We start from the raw sequence: 19052 nt of genomic DNA, 5'->3' as shown, positions 1-19052 counted from the left end.
TTAAAGTTTGCCACGAAGTGAAAGACAAATCAGCAGATTAATATAATAAAATTTGCCCAAAAAGTCTGGTTATCGCGCTTATTAATGAATGCGGTGATGTAAAAACGCCCTTTATTTTAGCTAAAGGGCGTGAGAAAAATAACAAGCTCAGTAAGAAAGTAACAATATTAGCTTTCGTTTTGCAGCACGACTTCCGCCTCTTTCGTAGGTTTTTTGACCCAAAGTGCATAGGCGATAGCCAGTAATACTAACCAAACAATTCCGACATAGAGTGCAATTCGTGTTGATTCAAAATACCCCAGTACACCAAAAACAAATACCATAAATGCGATGGCTAGAATAGGTGCGACAGGCCACATAGGCACAGGGAATTTTAGTTGGCTAATTTCTTCTGGTGACATTTTTTTACGCATTGCAAACTGTGACAATAAAATCATCAACCATACCCAAATGGTGGCAAATGTTGCAATTGACGCAATCACTACAAACACATCATCAGGAATGACATAATTCAATACCACTCCGACTAACAGCACCGCAACCATGACTAATACCGTCATCCAAGGCACACCATTTTTTGTCAGCTTGGTAAAGGCTTTTGGCGCTTGTCCTTCATGTGCCATGCCATACATCATACGCCCAGCACCAAATATATCACTGTTAATCGCCGAAATTGCCGCCGTGATCACCACAATATTTAAGATATTCGCTGCAGATTGAATACCTAAGCTATCGAAAATTTGCACAAATGGGCTACCTTGCTGCCCAATTTGGTTCCACGGGTAAATGCACATTAAAACAAATAAGGTCAGGACATAAAACAGTAAGATGCGAATTGGCACGGCATTAATCGCTCTTGGGATAGTGGTTTCCGGGTTTTTCGCTTCACTCGCGGTAATACCAATAACTTCAATTCCCCCAAACGCAAACATCACCACTGCAAAGGAAGCAATCACCCCACCAATACCATTTGGCATAAACCCATCGTGAATAAATAAGTTTGATACCCCAACCGCATGGTCTGCCGCTTGGCCAAAGCCAAACATCATAATGGCTGCACCACCAACAATCATTGCAATAATCGCAATAACTTTAATGATTGAAAGCCAAAACTCCATTTCGCCGAAAGTTTTCACATGGCATAGGTTTATTGCACCAATAAAGAAAATAATGCTCAACACCCAGATCCACTGCGCAACCTCCGGAAACCACAGTTTCATATAAACACCAAATGCTGTCACGTCCGCCAAGCAAACAATAAGCATTTCAAAAACATAGGTCCAACCCGCAAAAAAACCGGCTCTCGGCCCTAAATAATGACTAGCATACTGTGAGAACGACCCAGCAAGTGGCCGATGGACCGCCATTTCACCCAACGCTCTCATAACCATAAACACTGCAGCACCGCCGATAATATAGGCGAGTAATACCGCGGGACCAGCAGTTTCTATTGCTTTCGCTGAACCATAAAACAAACCTGTACCAATCGCAGAACCTAAAGCCATAAATCGAATGTGGCGCGCAGAAAGCCCTCGCGCAAGTTGTGATGTGCTTTGCATGATTTATCCTTCGTATTATTTTATTGTCGTGCAGATAAATACTTCAGGCGGCCAGTACATTGCCGGCCACCTTTTATTTGCTTGATAAACTAGTTAGAAAAAACTGAATCAGCCTTGAACAGCGAGGACAGTTTATATTGGTTAATTAAATTAATTGCCGCTTCAATATCAGGGGCAAAATAACGGTCTTTATCATAGTAAGCCACTTGGTCACGTAATGTTTTACGTGCTTTCTCCAAGGTTTCACTCGATTTCAAACCTTCGCGGAAATCCATTCCCTGACACGCTGAAAGCCATTCAATGGCTAAAATACCCGTGACATTCTTTGCCATTTCCCATAGACGACGACCCGCGGCAGGCGCCATCGAGACATGGTCTTCTTGGTTGGCTGATGTCGGCAGGCTATCAACACTCGAAGGATGGGCTAATGCTTTGTTTTCACTGGCTAATGCAGCCGCGGTGACTTGAGCTATCATAAAACCTGAGTTAACCCCCCCATTATTCACTAAGAAAGGAGGCAACTGTGACATGTGGGTATCCATCAATAATGCAGTACGGCGTTCAGATAACGCACCGATTTCCGCTAACGCAAGCGCAATATTATCGGCTGCCATAGCAACAGGCTCTGCATGGAAATTACCGCCTGAAATAATATCACCATTATCGGTAAAGACTAACGGGTTATCCGACACGGCATTTGATTCAATTAAAATCACTTCAGCGGCTTGGCGAATTTGGGTTAAACAAGCCCCCATCACTTGTGGCTGACAACGTAGTGAATAAGGGTCTTGCACTTTCACGCAGTTCTCATGGGACTTCGCCAACTCACTGGTCGGTGATAAAACATCACGGAACATCGCCGCAACATCAATTTGCCCTTTTTGCCCTCGAACCTCTTGCACGCGTGCATCGAACGGTTTACGAGAGCCCAGTGTGGCTTCAACACTAAGCGCACCACAAACAATGCCAGATAACAGCAATTTTTCTGCTTCAAATAACCCTTTCAACGCGAAAGCCGTGGAGGTTTGCGTACCGTTTAATAGGGCTAAGCCTTCTTTAGCTTCCAATTTTAGCGGGGTCAACCCTGCTTTTTCTAACGCTTTTTTCGCTGAAATCCATTTGCCTTCATAGCGGGCTTTCCCTTCTCCTAACAGAATTAGGCTCATATGTGCTAATGGCGCTAAGTCGCCAGAAGCTCCCACAGAACCCTTCGCAGGAATAAATGGATAAACTTGCGCATTCACTAATGCAATCAAGGCATTAATGACTTCAAGACGAATACCCGAGAAACCACGAGCTAAACTATTAATTTTGAGCACCATGATTAAACGCACGAGGTCGTCATCTAACGGCTCGCCAACACCCGCAGCATGAGACATCACAATAGAGCGTTGTAATGATTGCAAATCTTTAGTTGCAATGCGGGTATTGGCAAGCAAACCAAAACCTGTATTGATACCGTAAGCGGTTCTATCTTCTTCAATAATTTTATTGACCGTTGCAACGCTTTTTTCAATAGCCGCGTGAGCGCGTTTATCCAGTACCACTGTTACTGCCTGTTGGAAAACAATGCGGAGGTCTTCGAGTGTCATTTTTCCTGGGTGAATGGTTAACTTAGTCATCATGGCACTCCTTAACGTGTTTTAATCATTGGTAAATTAAGATTTTTTTCCTGCGCACATGCGATAGCGATGTCATAGCCCGCATCGGCATGGCGCATGACACCGGTTGCCGGGTCATTGTGCAACACTCGGGCAATACGCTCTGCTGCTTCATCCGTTCCATCACACACAATCACTACCCCAGAGTGCTGAGAGAAGCCCATACCTACGCCACCACCGTGATGTAAAGATACCCATGTCGCACCACTGGCTGTATTTAATAACGCATTGAGTAACGGCCAGTCTGAAACGGCATCAGAGCCATCTTTCATGGATTCTGTTTCACGGTTTGGGCTGGCCACTGAACCTGAATCCAGATGGTCACGACCAATAACAATCGGGGCCGAAACCTCACCGCTTCTTACCATCTCATTGAATGCTAAACCTAATTTAGCGCGGTCCCCAAGCCCTACCCAACAAATACGTGCTGGCAAGCCTTGGAAGCTAATACGTTCACGAGCCATATCCAACCAGCGATGTAAATGCTTATCATCCGGTAGCAGCTCTTTCACTTTCGCATCGGTTTTATAGATATCTTCAGGATCCCCTGATAACGCGACCCAGCGGAATGGGCCAACACCGCGGCAAAATAGTGGGCGAATATAAGCAGGCACAAAACCAGGGAAATCAAACGCATTCTCTACGCCCATTTCCAACGCCATTTGGCGAATATTGTTCCCATAATCAAACGTAGGAATGCCTTGTTGTTTGAACGCTAACATGGCTTTAACATGTTCAGCCATGGATTTTTTCGCTGCCAACGCGGTGGCTTGGGGCTCTTGGACACTGCGCTCACGGTACTCTTCCCAGCTCATCCCAATTGGCAAATAACCATTTAGCGGGTCATGAGCACTTGTCTGATCGGTCACCATATCCGGTTTTACACCACGTTTGACAAGCTCAGGCAGAATTTCAGCGGCATTGGCACACAGTGCAATAGAAATGGCTTTTCCTTCCGATGTATATTTTTTAAGACGCGCTAATGCATCATCAAGGTCGACCGCTTGTTCATCCACATAGTGAGTTCTTAAACGGAAATCAATACGGCTTTGCTGGCACTCAATATTCAATGAGCATGCACCAGCCAATGTTGCAGCAAGAGGTTGCGCACCCCCCATTCCACCCAAACCTGCAGTCAATACCCAACGCCCGGTTAAATCACCATTAAAGTGCTGACGAGCGGCTTCCACAAAGGTTTCATACGTTCCTTGAACAATGCCTTGACTACCGATATAAATCCAGCTACCTGCCGTCATTTGCCCGTACATGGCGAGGCCTTTCGCATCCAACTCATTGAAATGCTCCCAGTTTGCCCAATGTGGCACTATATTTGAGTTAGCAATTAAAACACGTGGAGCATTTGCATGGGTTTTGAAAACACCGACGGGCTTACCTGACTGAACCAGCAGTGTTTCATCACTCTCGAGTTGTTTTAAGGACTCAACAATTTGATCATAGCATTGCCAATTACGTGCTGCACGCCCGATACCGCCATAGACCACTAATTCATGAGGATTTTCTGCAACATCAGGATCAAGGTTATTCATTAACATGCGTAATGGGGCTTCTGTCAGCCAACTTTTGGCATTTAATGTGTTTCCCCGCGGCGCCCTAATTTCGATATTTCGATATTTATTATTCAGTGCTGTCACTTGTATACCCTCTTTTATCTGTCCATTAGCTACCTTTTATTGTTCTTATAGATATAGTTGTATATACATGTACGATCAATCAATCTTTTAACATAAAGATTAAAAAAATATGATATAAAAATATTTTTATTCAAATAAAACAATTGGATATAAAATGAACCTGATATTTTTGTGTGTGTTTTTTATTCTAAATATGCTTGTTGGATCACATTTAATTCACAATAAATTCACACGAAATGGGTATGAAAGGAAATCACTCGATACGATAAGCGGAAAATATGTTGTATATCATTCCGCCCATACTTTTACGTGGAGAAATAACTTATGACGTGAAACTACCTTTAAGCTTATAGCGGTGACCAGGAAACAATAGTTTGGTACTTGTCACCGTGAAAGACTGGGACCAAGTACGCCTTGTAATTAACAAACAAGATGCGCCTGTGGTAATTTGCAATAACCTCGCTGAGCGCTCATCTGCCTCTACGGCCTCAACAATATGCTCCCCTTGTGTTAAAGGAGCGACTTGAGACAAATAATCATGCGGTGTAATCGATGAAAAATTTTGCTTTAAATAGTCAGGTGCTGCTAAGGCATTGACATATCTGTCTTCAATTTGTACAGGGACATCATTTTCTAAATGAACAATAATAGAATGAAACACGGCGCTATCTGGGCTGATATTTAATTCATTTGCGAGCGCTGGAGACGCTTGTATTTCTTCGAGCTTAATGATCCTGCAACTGTATTTATGGTTTCTTGCCAGTATTTCGGCTTCAATGCTGTGTATTTCAAATAGTGCGGATTGCCCCTTTGGCTCAGCCACAAACGTTCCCACACCTTGCAAGCGAACCAATAACCCTTCAGCCGTTAATTCACGTAGTGCTCGGTTAGCGGTCATCCGGCTACATTGAAACTGTGTCACGAGCTCAGACTCAGATGGAATACGGTCATTTGCCTTCCACTCTGCCGTATGGATCTTTTCAATTATCGATTGTTTTACTTGCAAATAGAGTGGGAGCGGTGCCCCCTGTTTATCCTTTTTATCGGCTGTCACAGTCATTTCCAATTTAATGATTAAAATCTTAAGTATTAATATGCTATTCATTGGATAGCATACAACACGACCTTAGTGCTATCGGACATTTTTTATCCTGACAGTCGCGAATAAAAACATCATGCTTAATTATTAAGCATTCACATAATTAAACGATGTAATTTTAATAAAAACAAACAAAAAACAGAAAATATTTAGGGTAAATTGCGGCAAACAACATCATTTACCACTATTAATTATTGTTATTTTCGTAGCTAGAACTGCGGGTCACATATATCACCCGTTTCGATGGGTAATTTTGCCTTCATGCACTCTGATGAACAATGGGTTACTCCCTTGTTCATAAATCATTTCGACAGGCTCTTGCGCATTCCACACAACAAAATCAGCAACAAAGCCCGTTTTCAATTGCCCATGGCTATTTTTACGGCCTAACGCCTTTGCAGCATTACGTGTCACGCCTGCCCATATCTCCTCCGGTGTCAGCTTAAATAGGACGGCCGCCATATTCATAATAATACGTAATGAGGCAAAAGGACTGGTGCCCGGGTTAAAATCCGTTGAAACTGCCATAGGAACATTGTATTCCCGCAACAGCTCAATTGGCGGTAACTTGGTTTCCCGTAAAAAATAAAATGCCCCCGGTAATAAAACTGCAACCGTTCCACTCGCTTTAAGTGCTTTAATCCCTTCTAGGTCTAGATATTCAATATGGTCAACTGACAAACCTTTGTAACGAGCAACCAACTCGCTCCCACCTAAGTTTGATAACTGCTCCACATGCCCTTTCACTGGGATCCCTAATTTCTGAGCCGCTGAAAATAATTTTTCACTTTGATAAAGGGAAAACCCCACACTTTCACAGAAAACATCTACCGCCTCAAACAGGCCTTTTTCCCATAATTCAGGCATGATTTTTTGGCAAATCAAATCAATGTATTCATCAGGTCTATCTTTATATTCAACGGGGACAGTGTGAGCGGAAAGCAGGGTTGAACTGACTGAAATAGGATATTGTGCAGATAACTGTTTCGCGACTTGTAATTGTTTTTCTTCATTTTCATAGTCAAGCCCATAACCTGATTTCATTTCAATACTTGTCACGCCTTCTCGAATTAATGCTTCGAGCCTTGGTTTAGCTCGTTCAAACAATTCGTTCTCGCTCATCTTACGAGTTTCACGCACAGTAGAATTAATTCCACCACCTTGAGAACTAATGGTTTCATAAGAAACTCCATTCATTCGCTGTTCCCATTCAGAAGCACGGTCACCACCAAAAACTAAATGTGTATGGCAATCAATTAATCCTGGGGTTATTAATTTACCTTTGACATCAATAACCTGGCAGTCATTTAATTCAACTTCCCGAGAAGGGACAATTGCAACTATTTTATTATCACGGACAACTAAATCATGGTGTTCAACAAGTCCATAAGGGACCGATAGTTCTGGGTCCATAGTGGCAATACGGCCATTACGCCAAACGATATCTTGTGAGTGTGTTTTGAATACCATCGTTTTTCCTATTGTTATTGAATTCAGTTTTAATCATTGTATTAATAAATAGTATAGATATGTATATACAATTAGACTAGCAAGTCCCCTTTTGTCAATGCTTACCTGTAAAAAGGTTATAAAAATGTTACTTCACGCGAACAATCTACGATTATCACCATTCATTAAAAATGAGTTACACTAGCAACCAGAAAAATTAATCACAAAAATACATTACTAAAATTATGAAAAAAAAATTTGGTCTAGAAGATGAAGATATTCGTCTTTTCAAAGAAGCCATTAATGGAGCAAAAAAAATCCGTCAGGACCAAGTCCTGCACGCACCTGTACGTGCCAAAGTGACACAAGCATCAAATAAAAAAGTCATGCAAGAACAGGTTGACGCCTCTTTTTATTTTTCAGATGAATTCCAGCCTCAACTTGAAAATGAAGGGCCTACACGTTATTTAAGGCCAGAAGCCAATCCTTATGAATTAAAGAAACTTCGTCGGGGTGACTACGTTCCCGAGTTATTTTTAGATTTGCATGGCTTAACACAAATGGAAGCAAAACAAGAAATTGGCGCGCTTATTGCCGCCTGCAAGCGTGAAAATGTCTATTGTGCCTGCATTATGCACGGCCATGGCAAGCATGTTTTAAAGCAGCAAACACCACTATGGCTTGCCCAACATCCTGATATTATTGCTTTTCACCAAGCACCTAAAGAATGGGGTGGTAATGCTGCCTTATTACTACTTATTGAAACTGCGGAGAGCGCTCGCCGTTAAGCGCTCATACTGTTCTGTATTATTTAGCAAACAGCAATTGTGATGGGCTCAACATCCATTCGAAATGACTTTTCTGATGAGCCACATCAATATCTACGCATGCAATTGTTGATGTGGTGAACATAGGTGGTTCTTTATGTGGGCACAGCTCCGATACTAAATAACCAACCAGCGGTAAATGAGACACAACTAATATCGCATTTGCACCTAGCACAGCAAGGTCTCGAATATGATCAGCCACAAATTCAGCATTCCCTCCAGGTGTTAATTGCCCTAAAATTTCCGACTTTGCTGGCAAATCAAGGTATTGACTCACAACCTGCCTAGTTTGTTCGGCTCTTAAATAAGGGCTTACTAACACCGAATCAATCTTAATACCTTGGTTCTGTAACCATTGAGCCATTAATACTGAGTCGTCTTTTCCCTTTTGAGTCAATGGGCGCTCAGCATCGCTAGGCGCTTGTATCGCTGCATCACCGTGACGCATAATGTAAACTTGCATAATCCACCATCTGAGTAACCTACCTTATTAAGGTGGTTATTCTTTTGTTGTTAAGATAATTGTTGTAAAAGTAACCATCAGTTGGGGTGAAATGTGATTCTGCATGAAATGACCAACAAAGAAAATGATTTGAGTAGATTTTTATGTATGTTTCTTTAGCTGGCTATGTTGTGGGCTAAATTTTGCTATTTATTATCAATCAGTTAAAGATAATATAATTATTTATTCTAATCATACGAACTTTACTTAAAAAAGCCTGATAACCAAGAATATATTTGGTATCAGGCCTTGACTGGTTCTATTGAATCAAACAACCATCGGCTAATAGTCTACCCTGCTATGCCATTATTGTTCGTTACTTAGCTTTGTTGCATTAACCTCATCTTCTACATTTGCAGAAAAAAAGGTTCGATTATTTTCTGCCATGTTACATAACAATTCACAAGGCTCGAATTTATCACCATATTTCACAGCGAGGTTATTCAGGGTTTCTACGGTTTTTGCAATCCCCAAGCTATCCATATACCTGAATGGGCCACCAAAGAAAGGTGGGAAACCGATACCAAATACCGCCCCTACATCCCCATCACGCGCACTTTTAATGATATTTTCATCAAGACAACGGGCAGCTTCGTTAAGCATCATCATAACGCACCGCTGTGCAATATCCGCTTTAGTTAGTGTATTGTTGGGAACTACACCAATCAGTGAATAAATGGTTTTATCGACTTGACGTTTATTGGCTTTTTTCCAAAACCACAACTTATTTGTGTGATGACCATATTCATAAAAACCTTTGCCGTTTTTCTTCCCTTTTCGGTCATCTTTAACGACTTTATCGAGTAAATCAGGGGCTTTAAAACGCTCACCAAAACGCTCAACTAAAATCGGTAAAATTTTAGTCCCTACATCAATACCGACTTCGTCTAATAGATTAAAAGGCCCGACAGGGAAGCCAAATTCAACTAAAGCACGGTCAATATGCTCTATTGATTCACCTTCAACAAGGCATCGGGCGGCTTCACATAAGAATGGCGCTAAAATACGATTTACATAGAAACCTGCATCATCCCCTACAACAATCGCTGTTTTGCCTTGGCGTTTTGCCAAAGCAACAACAGTTGCAATCGTTGTTTCATCGGTGTGTTGATGAGGGATGACTTCAACCAACGGCATTTTATCCACTGGACTAAAATAGTGTAAGCCAATAACTTTTTCAGGATGGGTCGCATTCTGTGCAATTTGGTGAATAGGTAAAGATGATGTATTAGAAGCAAAAATGGCTTGTTGTTTCGACATCTTTTCAACTTCAGCAACCATTTTTTGTTTTAGTGCTAAATCTTCAAATACCGCCTCAATAATAACATTAGCGTTTTCAAGACCTTGATAACTTAATGTGCCTGATACTCTAGCCATAACGGCTGCACGCTCTCGAGCTAATAACCGCCGCTTGATAACTCGCTGAGTCAGCAGATCCCAGCTATAGCGCAAGGCTTGGGTAACACCTTTGTCTGAAATATCTTTAATACGAACGGGTAATTTACCTTGAAAAGCCGTGACATAAGCAATTCCACCCCCCATCAACCCGCCACCAAGCACACCAACTTGATTAATCTTCAAGGGTTTTGCTTGTGCACCTGTTTCATTTTTTAACGCAGTAACCGCAAAAAATAAATTACGTAATGCAGCAGACTCTGGTGTCATCACAAGCTCACCGAAGGCTTTCGCTTCTTCTGCATAACCGGCTTGCAACCCTTTATTCATTCCTGTTTTCACGACATGAATAATTTTTTCAGGGGCGGGGTAATGGCCTTTGGTTTTGCTAAGTGCTTTTTGTTTGGCACTATCGAACACTTTATTGCGAAGTAATTTGCTACTTAATAGGCGCTGTTGCCAATGGATAGCAGGACGCTGAACACCCCCTTTTTTTACCATTTTAACTGCAACGTCGAGTAAAATAGACTCAGGAACCACATCATCAACCAACCCTAATTTCAGCGCCTGTTTGGCTTTTAACTGACGACCGGTCAGCATTAAATCCAATGCATGTGGAATGCCGATCAACCTAGGCAAACGCTGAGTTCCTCCGGAACCGGGTAACAACCCCAATTGTACTTCGGGTAAGCCTAATTTCGTTTTATTATCATTTGAACAAACTCGTGCATGACATGCTAAGGCAAGCTCTAGCCCGCCCCCTAAACACGCACCATGTATCGCAGCAATAATAGGCAAGGGGTAATTATCGATTTTATCAAACAATACATGGCCTGCTTTTGACAACTCACTGGCTTGGGCTTTATTTTCACAGCCAGCGATCATGCTAATGTCCGCACCTGCAATAAAATTATCTTTTTTCCCTGAGGTAATAACTAACCCTTTCAGCCCAGAGGTAGACTGCGCTTGTTGTAAAATCGCAAGGAATTGCTCCGCAAACTCAGCTTTTAATGTATTGACTTTTTCATTGGGAACATCAATGAAAATCACCCCCACGTTTTCGTCATAAATTTCTAAGCTAAAAGCCTGTTGTGTTGTTTCTCTTGCAACTTCTGTAGCAGAATTTTGAGCCATTATTCCACCTCTAAGATCATTGCTGCACCTAAACCACCCGCAGCACAAGCTGTTGTTAAACCAAAACCACCACCCCGTCTGCGCAATTCATTTAGGGTTTGAGTCACCATTCGTGCGCCTGTAGCCGCAAATGGGTGCCCATAAGCGATAGAACCGCCTAAGACGTTAAATTTAGCCATATCCACTTCGCCAATTGCGTTATCCATTCCCAGTTTCTCCTGAGCGAATTTACGGCTACCAAACATTTGTAAATTAGCGAGCGTTTGCGCAGCAAAGGCCTCATGCATATCAATCAGAGATAAGTCTTGCAACGATAACCCTGCACGTTTTAATGCGAGTGGTGTGGCATAAGAGGGCCCTAATAGCATATCTTCCCATACGTCTATCGCTGAAAACGCATAGCTTCGAATATAACCTAACGGTGTATAACCCAGCGATTTCGCACGAGATTCTGTCATCATCAATACTGCTGCAGCACCATCTGTTAACGGTGTGCTGTTCGCAGCGGTAACGCTACCGTGCTTACGGTCAAAAGCGGGTTTTAATTTCGCATAGGATGATAATACTGAGTTTGTACGCACATTGTTATCTTGGGAAAAGGCTTGCTTAAAAGGAGGCATATAGGCAGTCATAACTTCATCATTTAAAACGCCATTTTCCCACGCTTTTGTCGCTAATATATGCGAACGATGGGCGAGTTCATCTTGCTGGACTCGGCTAATTTGATAACTTTTCGCCATTTGCTCTGCGGTATCGCCCATACGCAGCCCTGTAGAATATTCCGCAACGCCTGGTGCGACTGGCGCTAAATCCTTCAGGCGTAATTTCGTTAACAGGGATAATTTTTGCCCAACAGACTTCGCTTTACTTAATGCTAATAATGTCTCGGCTAACTTTTTTGATACGCCAATAGGAAGCACAGAAGATGAATCGGCCCCGCCAGCAATACCGATAGAAATATCACCTATCATCATACTTTGAGCAACGTTAACAATTGCTTGAAAACTTGTCGCACAGGCTCTTGATACACTATAGGCATCTGTTGAGACACTCATACCTGTTCCAAGAACAATTTCCCGCGCAATATTCGGCGCTTCAGGCATTTGTACTACTTGCCCAAATACCAGTTGCTCAATCAGGTTTTTGTCTAAATCACTGCGGGCTAATAATTCAGCAACGACTGCTTTACCTAAATCGACGGCTGGAATTCCTGCATATGCCGTAGATTGCTTTGCAAAAGGCAAGCGTAGACCACTGACAATGGCGATCCTTTCTTTTGTTTTATCTGTCTTTTCACCATGGTGGAGATGTTGATTCATGGCCGCTCCTGCTAAAAGCAAAAATGAAAATTATAGTTAACTAACTCACTAAGTGGACAAAGAGGTCTGACCTGTAATGATTGTTAACATAAAATTCACAATTATCAATGGGTATTAATAAAAAATGCGAGCAGGTACGCAACTTAGAGTAAAAACTCAACGATTTGCGATAGAAGAAAGTGAAAGGATAAAGGAAGCCTTTTACCACTGAACGTTAATCACACCATCGTTTTAGTGATAAAAGGCAAATCAGAGCGAATTCAATCGTTTGATTAACGAAGGCCTAATTGAAAAATCAGGCTTTCAGCTTCACAGCTAAAACTAAACTCAGCCGTCAGTTCAACTCCACCCTCTACAGGCTTGATAGAATGGTTTATTACACAAGGATCTGACTCAACAGACTTTGCTTTCTCTGTGAGTGTTTTCAACATGTTTTCTGCTTCACCTTGTGTAGCAAAAACATGCTGATACGAAGCAGTACAGTCTTTATTATCCAATACTGTTCCCACATCTACACAGCAGCAGGCTGCGGTTTCATCCGCGCTACAACGGTTAATCGCATCAGTCATCTTACTCTCCAAATAAACAAACTGTTAAGCTGCTATCATAACGCTGAAAAAGTGCTAAAAACTAGTGTGTATCAAAATATATCGCTAATAATTAAACATAAGTTTGATCTTACCCCGTATTCGTATACTTATTGCTCCCAATTCGTCATTTTATGTTGCCATTTTGTTAAATATGTCGCATTTTTGAAAACAAAGTCACAATAACTACAAAACAAGCTTGCAACATATCAGGTGGTCAGACCTATACTCTAGTAACTGGTCTGATTTGTCATAGCGGCAAGGGACCCTACAATTCTGCGCTTCTTGCGATAGAAGTCGCTTTATTCAAAATAAAACATAAGAGGGTTTTGGTCATGAACCAGAAAAACCTGTTTTCTAGATCAGCTTTAGCAATAGCAGTGGCAATTGTGTCATCCAACGCAGGCGCGGCTGGTTTTTTGCTTAATGAATATTCTACATCCGCACTGGGACGCGCATTTTCGGGAGCGGGTGCAATGGGCGACAACGCAAGTGAGGGAAGCCGAAACCCTGCTGCCATGATGTTGTTTGATCGCCCTTCTCTTTCTATTGGTGCTGTTTATATTGATCCAAGTGTTGATATTAAAGGTAAGGGGGGCTCTTTACTCGGCAGTAACACAACCGCAAACGATATTGCGCCAAGCGCTGTAGTACCCAATGCTCACTTTATCTTCCCAGTTAATGATAAATGGGCAGTCGGTACCTCAATGACCACCAACTTTGGTTTAGCCACTGATTTTAATAAAAATTATGCAGCAGGCCCTATCGGTGGTAAAACAGACCTAAAAACAGTTAATCTAAACTTAAGTGGTGCATACCGCGTAAATAATAATTTCAGTTTTGGCTTGGGTTTGAATGCCGTGTATGCCGATGCTGAAATTACTCGTCATGCTGGAGATCTAGGAGCTTTAGCGCCTATGGTTCCAGGAATGAACCTTCCTGCATTTCCTGCCAGCACGACCATGGCCAAATTAACAGGCGATGATTGGGGTTATGGTTGGAATGCGGGCATTTTGTATGAAATCAATGATGATAACCGTTTAAGCCTAAGTTACCGTTCAAAAGTTAAAGTTAAGTTTGAAGATGGTAAATATTCCAATGATATACCTAAATCAATAACTCAGTTACATGGTACTGGAGGTGAAAAAGTCAAAGGTAAGTTAGACCTTAATTTACCAGATATTTGGGAGTTCTCTGGGTACCATAAAGTTGCGCCTAAGTGGGCTTTACACTACAGCGTTGCCTATACTGGCTGGAGTGAATTTAAAGAATTAACCGCCTATAGAAAAAGTGATGGCGAACAGTTATTCCATAAGCCTGAGCACTTTAAAGATGCTTGGCGTTTAGCACTCGGTACCACCTATTTCTATGATGAAAACTGGACATTCCGTACCGGTATTGCCTACGACCAAACACCTGTACGCTCAAATTACCGTTCAATTTCTATACCTGACCAAGATCGTTACTGGTTAAGTGCCGGTACCACTTATGCATTTAATGAAAATGCCTCTGTTGATGTAGGAATTTCTTATATGCACGGTAAAAAAGTGGATATTAAAGAAAGATTAAGTGAAGATATTCCTGAAAGTATTCTTCCTGCATATCATTTCAAATCTGAAGGTTCTGCTTGGTTATACGGCGTAAACTTCAACTATACATTCTAATTAATTGAATTTTTAAATATCAGGGAGCTCTCTCCCTGATATTATTTTCAACTTCAACTACCTCATCCCACTAATTTTCAAAACTTAACATAAATTTTCTTGACCCTAACCCACATCATATGTAAATTAAATGTTAAGCACATGAGTTCACCTCATCATTTCTTTATAAAATACACACTATCGCATTTTTAAGATAAATCGCTTTATATTTCATTAGATTATCATTCATTCTCTGAATGTTCTTATTTGCAAGTACAACCCAATAGCATATTTTATACTGATGATATCCACTAATATGTATGGCTTTTTCATCAAACTGTATTAATCACGCTATATTCTATTATTGGCTAAAGCCGAAAGGCATGTAAAAGAGGCAACAATGACTAAAACTTAGGAGGCTTTATGGGAACACTGTTTACTGTCGGTTTTATTGGTGTATTAGGGGTAATAGCCTTAATTGACACCGTCTCTCAACGAGGAAAGCGAGACAATGATTAGCTTTTTATTTATCACTCTCTAGTATCATTCGTATACAAGAGAGTGATAAACCTTCCAAAACAATTCAATATACTAATCTATCGAATCAAGTTGGTCTTCAATCGCTGCCGCATTTGGGTTTTCTGTTGCTTTTAACGCACCACCACTTGATAAAAAGTCATTACGTTGGAAATAAGCTTCTCGCATCATTAAGTACGGGTCTGAAGAGTTTTTCAGTAATCCATCTGAATCTAATAACCTTGCTCGAGTTTCAATTCCTTCCAGTGCCCACTTACCTGCTGACATCCAGAATGTGAGATAGCTTAGCATTGGATATAAATCATCAACTAAGTCACCGCCTTCTTCCCTTGGTGTTACACTGCCATATCCTGGCAGAACCACATAGGGGCCATAACCCACATCGTAATAACCCAATGTATTACCAAAGCGTTTGGGTTCTTCTTTAACTAGCTGAGGATTGGCCATTGATGCAACATCAATGAGCCCCCCCATACCAAAGACGGTATTAAGGAAAAAGCGGTTAAAGTGTTTGAAACCTTGAGTAACTTCACCCCGCAAAAAGCTATTTAACATACTTGCAGGTTCTTCAAGGTTAACAAAAAAATTGGTTAATCCATTACGGGCGGGCATCGGGACATAATCGTTCCAAGCAACAGCGACTGGCCTTAACACATAAGGGTCGAGGACGTTATAGTTGAAATTAAACATTGCTCGGTTGAACCCTTCTAAGGGGTCTGAACGCTCATGTGTTTCTGGGTCAATGCTACTTGCACAACCTGCAATTAGCACCCCTGCCAGAAAAACACCCGTCATGCGAAACTTCATAACATTTCTCCATTCCCTGCACCGTTCCACTACGGTACTTTCCACTGTAATAACTGTTTTGCTTATAGTAAGGCTAAAAAAAGAATTATGTTAATCCTTTTGAGTTATTTAATTCCCTTAAGGATTAATTATACGCCATTTAATCATATTCTTATTATAAGAAAATTGAACAATTAGTACAAAGCAGAAATGCTCACTTCCCTTGATTATAGAAATGATAATCACCCTATTTTCGAGTGAAAAATAGTCAAAAAAATATTTATAGAAGATAAATTGGATTATTTGCCCGTAACAACTTGATTCAATTAGACCTGAACAGTAAAATGCCTTCGCTGTCGTAATTACGACTCCAAAAGTCCCCTTAGTTAAATGGATATAACGAGCCCCTCCTAAGGGCTAGTTGCAGGTTCGATTCCTGCAGGGGACACCAGTAGCACTTCTAGAAACATCTCATAAAGTCCAATTTTAACACTAAAACCAATTAGTTAAATAACATCATTGTCTAGCAATGTCCTGTAATGTTTACTGGAATCTAAGTGCTAATGTGTATATTATTGCGTATAGGTCTAGGTTCAATGGAAAAACTATACACATTATGCTGCTAACTGACATTCAAATTCGCAAAGCCAAACCTAAAGATAAGGCGTACACGTTAAATGATGGTAAAGGCTTGTCACTGCTTGTTGAGCCTAATGGATCCAAAGGTTGGCGTTTTCGTTATCGGTTTGCTGGCAAGCCTAAAATGATCTCTTTAGGTGTTTATGATCAAGTATCTTTAGCTGATGCTAGAAGAAAAAGAGACGAAGCAAAAAAACAACTATCAGAAAACATCAATCCTAGTGATGCACGTAAATCAGAAAAAATAACCCTCAAATACACCACTGAGAATACATTCCACGCAGTTGCAATGGAATGGCATGCATCAAAATGCACCACTTGGACAGAAGGTTATGCAAATGAAATATTACGTTGCTTTGAAAATGACGTTTTTCCTTATATTGGAAGTAGACCGATAGACCAAATAGCTCCATTAGAATTGCTTGCTGTTCTCCAGAAGATAGAAAAGCGCGGCGCACTTGAACAAGCAAGCAAGATCCGTCGTCGTTGTGGGGAGGTATTTAGATATGCCGTCATTACAGGCAGAGTAAAATATAATCCTGCTCCCGATTTAGCCGGGGCTATGAACAAGCCAGAAACTAAACACTTTCCGTTCCTACGTGAAAATGAAATTCCCGAATTTATCAAAGCGCTGAATAACTACCAAGGCAGTAAAATAACTAAATATGCCACTCAGCTATTAATGCTTACTGGTGTTAGAACAGTTGAATTACGACTCGCTGAATGGTCAGAATTTGATTTTGAAAATGCACTTTGGGAAATACCTAAAGAGCGCATGAAAAAACGTCGCCCTCATTTAGTACCTTTATCCCCACAAGTGATTGAGATTCTTGGCAAGTTACAAGTGATTACAGGAAACTATCCAATACTTTTTCCGGGTCGCAATGATGCTAGAAAGCCTATTAGCGAGGCCAGCATAAATAAAGTTATAGCTAAAATTGGCTACAAAGGCAGACTAACTGGCCATGGATTTAGACACATGATGAGCACAATTTTACATGATAAAGGCTTCGATAGTGCATGGATAGAGCTTCAGTTAGCTCATGTGGATAAAAATTCCATCCGTGGAATTTATAATCATGCATTGTATTTAGAAGGAAGAACAGAAATGATGAATTTGTATTCAAATTATTTAATGCAAAAATAACTCAAACTTCATCTATAATAACATTATAGATGTTTCAATTAGTATAGATAAGGTACAAAATCAGCACTTCCAATTTGGATATTCTTTATATATTTCATTAAACCAATCAAGCATTGCAGGGCTACTCGTTTCTTCTAACCAAGATAATTCAGTTGTATTTTCAGTGTTGGAAAATATTAGATTAGTAATTAACATAACTTTTTTAATTAATAAACTAAATTTATTCATTTTTACATCATTATCTAATATTTCCATGTGGCAAGCATAAATAAAATGAACTCTGGCTGCCGTTGATGGATGCGTTGAATTAAAATGTTCGCAAGGATTAGAACCGTCAGAAAGCTTGAAATAACAAGTTATCAATAACATTGATAGAAAAATGTCACTTTCATCTTCCTTAAACCATTCTAAAAAATCATTAAAATCAAAAAACTCATTATGAAAGGCAGATTTAACATGTATTTTTAGCTTATTTAACGCATAGTTATCAGCAACTAACTCTCTAGCGTGGCTTGCTATTAACTCTTCTCTCTTAATATATTTATGACCTGTAATATCATCAAATACATTATCCGCTTTATTATTTTTCATTCGCAACCCATGCTTATTAACATAGTGACCTATTTCATGTGATATGATAAAAACAAGAAAACCATGAAGCAAAAATAAAAATAAATTGAGTTCTGAATCACTTAAATTTTCATCATGTTCGTTATTATTAAATCCCACATACGGATTATCAATCAAATGTAGATTATAATACTCTATATCTTTTTTCTTACCTGTTAACACTCCAGATTTAACCATCAAATTTGCTAACTTACATAATCTATCAAATGTGCCATATGACATGAATATCAATTTATCATCATGAATGATCCCACTCCTATGGTTGATATCTGTAGTAATACAAAAATCCAAACCAGCTTTATTCGCATATTTCATCATAAAACTCGAGAATGGATATAAAATACCATTATCTCTGTCCTCCATATAATTATAAATAAAACCTAGATTTTTCTTTTTGATTGCTTCATTCATAGACTCTAATTTATTGAAACTTATCATTTCCATTCTCTTTTAAATGTAAATTTAACTCTATCTAGTTTAATTAAT

At 40.3% G+C, this 19052-nt stretch carries 14 protein-coding genes and 1 tRNA gene; 4 read left to right on the top strand and 11 right to left on the bottom strand.

Annotated elements, in window-relative coordinates:
- Positions 1–167: 167 nt before the first annotated feature.
- The 5 genes from PSE83_RS06485 to hutI all read right to left on the bottom strand — a co-directional run bounded on the left by PSE83_RS06485 (position 168) and on the right by hutI (position 7441).
- Complete coding sequence (locus tag PSE83_RS06485; protein ID WP_036957973.1) at positions 168–1559, bottom strand: amino acid permease; 1392 nt, start codon at positions 1557–1559, stop codon at positions 168–170.
- 89 nt (positions 1560–1648) lie between these two features.
- Complete coding sequence (hutH, locus tag PSE83_RS06480; protein ID WP_036957972.1) at positions 1649–3181, bottom strand: histidine ammonia-lyase; 1533 nt, start codon at positions 3179–3181, stop codon at positions 1649–1651.
- A gap of 11 nt (positions 3182–3192) precedes the next feature.
- Positions 3193–4872, bottom strand: a complete 1680-nt coding sequence (gene hutU, locus PSE83_RS06475) for a urocanate hydratase (protein ID WP_004257198.1) — start codon at positions 4870–4872, stop codon at positions 3193–3195.
- A 322-nt stretch (positions 4873–5194) separates the two neighbouring features.
- The gene (gene hutC, locus PSE83_RS06470; RefSeq protein WP_036957971.1) at positions 5195–5932 is read right to left on the bottom strand and encodes a histidine utilization repressor; all 738 of its coding nucleotides are present in this window, start codon (positions 5930–5932) and stop codon (positions 5195–5197) included.
- A gap of 270 nt (positions 5933–6202) precedes the next feature.
- Positions 6203–7441, bottom strand: coding sequence for an imidazolonepropionase (gene hutI, locus PSE83_RS06465; protein WP_272660733.1), 1239 nt, complete (start codon positions 7439–7441; stop codon positions 6203–6205).
- A 224-nt stretch (positions 7442–7665) separates the two neighbouring features.
- Here hutI and smrB point away from each other — a divergent pair, with 224 nt between their 5' ends.
- Positions 7666–8208, top strand: a complete 543-nt coding sequence (gene smrB, locus PSE83_RS06460) for an endonuclease SmrB (RefSeq protein WP_004257192.1) — start codon at positions 7666–7668, stop codon at positions 8206–8208.
- A gap of 19 nt (positions 8209–8227) precedes the next feature.
- On the opposite strand, the gene sixA is transcribed toward smrB, so the two are convergent.
- From sixA to PSE83_RS06440, 4 genes are all read right to left on the bottom strand, one after another.
- A complete protein-coding gene (gene sixA, locus PSE83_RS06455) occupies positions 8228–8710 on the bottom strand; it encodes a phosphohistidine phosphatase SixA (RefSeq protein ID WP_096864911.1) in 483 nt (160 codons plus the stop codon).
- A gap of 345 nt (positions 8711–9055) precedes the next feature.
- On the bottom strand, positions 9056–11278 hold the full coding sequence (fadJ, locus tag PSE83_RS06450) for a fatty acid oxidation complex subunit alpha FadJ (protein WP_272660732.1): 2223 nt from the start codon (positions 11276–11278) through the stop codon (positions 9056–9058).
- Entirely contained in the window at positions 11278–12597 is a 1320-nt protein-coding gene (gene fadI / locus PSE83_RS06445; protein WP_272660731.1) for an acetyl-CoA C-acyltransferase FadI, read from the bottom strand. Before fadI ends, fadJ begins: the two co-directional genes overlap by 1 nt.
- Before the next feature lie 272 nt (positions 12598–12869).
- Positions 12870–13166 carry a YfcZ/YiiS family protein gene (locus PSE83_RS06440; protein ID WP_272660730.1) on the bottom strand — a complete coding sequence of 99 codons (297 nt, stop codon included), beginning with the start codon at positions 13164–13166 and terminating at the stop codon, positions 12870–12872.
- A 353-nt stretch (positions 13167–13519) separates the two neighbouring features.
- Between PSE83_RS06440 and fadL the strand changes: the two genes are divergently transcribed.
- Positions 13520–14848, top strand: coding sequence for a long-chain fatty acid transporter FadL (fadL, locus tag PSE83_RS06435; protein ID WP_272660729.1), 1329 nt, complete (start codon positions 13520–13522; stop codon positions 14846–14848).
- 570 nt (positions 14849–15418) lie between these two features.
- Here fadL and mlaA read toward each other — a convergent pair.
- Positions 15419–16171 carry a phospholipid-binding lipoprotein MlaA gene (gene mlaA / locus PSE83_RS06430; RefSeq protein WP_136135008.1) on the bottom strand — a complete coding sequence of 251 codons (753 nt, stop codon included), beginning with the start codon at positions 16169–16171 and terminating at the stop codon, positions 15419–15421.
- Positions 16172–16526: 355 nt separating this feature from the next.
- On the opposite strand from mlaA, the gene PSE83_RS06425 reads away from it, so the two are divergent.
- Positions 16527–16601: transfer RNA gene (locus PSE83_RS06425), tRNA-Arg, on the top strand.
- Positions 16602–16766: 165 nt separating this feature from the next.
- A complete protein-coding gene (locus tag PSE83_RS06420; protein WP_272660728.1) occupies positions 16767–17936 on the top strand; it encodes a tyrosine-type recombinase/integrase in 1170 nt (389 codons plus the stop codon).
- Positions 17937–17996: 60 nt separating this feature from the next.
- Here PSE83_RS06420 and PSE83_RS06415 read toward each other — a convergent pair whose 3' ends face one another.
- The gene (locus PSE83_RS06415; protein WP_272660727.1) at positions 17997–18977 is read right to left on the bottom strand and encodes a hypothetical protein; all 981 of its coding nucleotides are present in this window, start codon (positions 18975–18977) and stop codon (positions 17997–17999) included.
- Positions 18978–19052: the final 75 nt, after the last annotated feature.

The sequence above is a fragment of the Providencia sp. PROV150 genome (assembly GCF_028481025.1).
Lineage (GTDB): Bacteria > Pseudomonadota > Gammaproteobacteria > Enterobacterales > Enterobacteriaceae > Providencia > Providencia hangzhouensis.
This window is presented reverse-complemented; position numbering and strand designations above follow the sequence as displayed.